The sequence below is a fragment of the Solemya elarraichensis gill symbiont genome (assembly GCF_002021095.1).
In the GTDB taxonomy this organism is placed as follows: domain Bacteria; phylum Pseudomonadota; class Gammaproteobacteria; order Chromatiales; family Chromatiaceae.
Genome location: NZ_MPRK01000371.1, coordinates 1 through 1,954 on the forward strand (window position 1 = coordinate 1; position 1,954 = coordinate 1,954).

Here is a 1,954-nt window from a genome sequence, read left to right on the forward strand (position 1 = left end):
GAGGCGCAAGCATGAACAGGTTTCTTGAATCAATTGCCGTCATGTTTGGCCGTGATCCGAAACGTCCGACACAGGATGACATCACTGACGAAGCAAAAAAGTTACATGCCAAGCATAAGGGTGACCCTGATCGGGTAGCAGCGATACATGCCGAAATTGCGCACGCGGAACAGGCGAAGCTTCCGCAAAAGTGGCGCCGGCGTCGCTGGGCGGTATTGGTCCTGGTTAATGTGCTGTTTCTTATCTCCTACAAGCTCGATATCCAATTACTTGAAGGGGCGATGACAGGTTCACGATTTGTTGGTTTTCACATGGCTGATCTCAATTCAGCCCTGCAGGTGATGCTGGCATTCAAAACTGTTGTTCTCAACCTGATGATCGGAACAGTGACGGTATTCATTTTGTGGTGGATACTCGGCGGCAGGACTTTCTGTTCGTGGGCTTGTCCCTATCACCTGGTTGCCGAGTGGGCGGAGATCATCCACGTCTGGCTGGCAGAGAAAAAACTGGTTAAGGACCATCCGTTAGATCGCCGATTCAGGAGTTGGTTCTGGCTGATTTTTGCGGTGCTGGCGATATTGACCGTATACACTGTGTTCGAGACGATTTCGCCAACAGGGATATTGAGTCGCGCTATTATCTATGGCCCAGGCCTTGCACTCGTATGGGTGTTCCTGCTGCTGCTGTTCGAGATTTTTTATTCAAGACGTGCGTGGTGCCGCTACGTCTGTCCGATTGGTTTGACTTATGGAATGGTTGGTTCGATTTCGCCACTCACGATCCAATACAATCTTGCGAACTGTTTCCACGAAGGTGAGTGCCGCAAGGTGTGTGAAGTTCCCCACGTGCTGGAAGTCATTATCAAGGGACGTGCAATTGATACCCATGTCGACATAGGTGCTGACTGCACCCGCTGTGGTCGTTGTGTTGACAAGTGTCCGACTGAATCCCTGACATTTAAATTCAAGGGGCCCGGGGATCTTCTCTAGATGATACATAGGCCAATCTTGCCGGCAATATTCTCAAGCTCAATAGCTGGCTCGCTTCCAGAAAAGCCGGTTACTGTCTCTTCAGCGAGGCGGGAATGGAAAAGTGCTGATACAGAACAATTTCGACACTATCTCTTCCTGTGTGCGCAAGCTCAAACCCCAGAGCCAATTGCTGACGACCAGTCTGCGCCCGGATGTTCCGGATGCGAGGCGCTTTCCCGACAAGATTACCCCCCGTTACCTGCTAATGAATCAGTATGGGCAGATGGTCTCCAACCATGACTTTCCGGGGCAGGACCAGCTGATCTACTTCGGTTACACATTCTGTCCTGACATTTGCCCGACCAGCCTGAATGTCATCAGTGCCATTCTGAAACAACTCGGGGAAGAGGGAGCCAAACAGGTACAGCCAATTTTTATCAGCGTTGATCCTGAAAGAGACACGATCGAAAAACTGAAAGAGTATGTTGCCTACTTCTCGCCGAATATTATTGCACTGACGAGCAATAAGGAAACGGTCAGGCGCACTGCTGAAAACTTCAAGGCATTCTATGAAAAAGTTCCTTCACGGGACGGGAATCCTGCCTATTACACGATGGATCATACTTCGAGTTTCTATCTACTCGGGCCGGGTGGGAATTTCATCACCAAGTTTCCGTTCGGCATGTCTGCAATATCAATTGTTGAGAAACTGCAGAACATCATGGGTGAGTGACGAAAGGGCGCTTTGCCCTTTCACTGAAGCAGTTCTCAGAGAATCAGTTCAATGACAGCCTTGGAGCCGAAATAGGCAAGCAGCAGGAAGGCAAATCCTGCCAGTGTCCACTTGAGTGCCTTGCGCCCACGCCAGCCAAACTTGAAACGTCCGTGTAGCAGGATCGCAAACACGCACCATGCGATCAGTGACAGCAGGGTTTTGTGTACCAGGTGCTGGGCGAACATATCTTCGAGGAAGATAAAGCCGC

At 50.3% G+C, this 1,954-nt stretch carries 3 protein-coding genes; 2 read left to right on the forward strand and 1 reads right to left on the reverse strand.

Features of this window, described 5'->3' with window-relative positions; translation table 11 throughout:
• Nucleotides 1–11: 11 nt before the first annotated feature.
• Nucleotides 12–989 (forward strand): NapH/MauN family ferredoxin-type protein, encoded by a 978-nt coding sequence (locus tag BOW51_RS11000; RefSeq protein ID WP_078477738.1) that lies wholly within the window; start codon nt 12–14, stop codon nt 987–989.
• Between the two features lie 103 nt (nt 990–1,092).
• The gene (locus BOW51_RS11005) at nt 1,093–1,704 is read left to right on the forward strand and encodes an SCO family protein (protein WP_078477737.1); all 612 of its coding nucleotides are present in this window, start codon (nt 1,093–1,095) and stop codon (nt 1,702–1,704) included.
• 35 nt (nt 1,705–1,739) lie between these two features.
• On the opposite strand, the gene ccsA is transcribed toward BOW51_RS11005, so the two are convergent.
• A partial coding sequence (gene ccsA, locus BOW51_RS11010; protein WP_167367359.1) for a cytochrome c biogenesis protein CcsA occupies nt 1,740–1,954 on the reverse strand: 215 nt, incomplete at its 5' end.

What these genes read in the sequence shown, in the direction of transcription:
- BOW51_RS11000 (WP_078477738.1), top strand. Translation starts at nt 12, where the DNA reads ATGAACAGGTTTCTTGAATCAATTGCCGTCATGTTTGGCCGTGATCCG.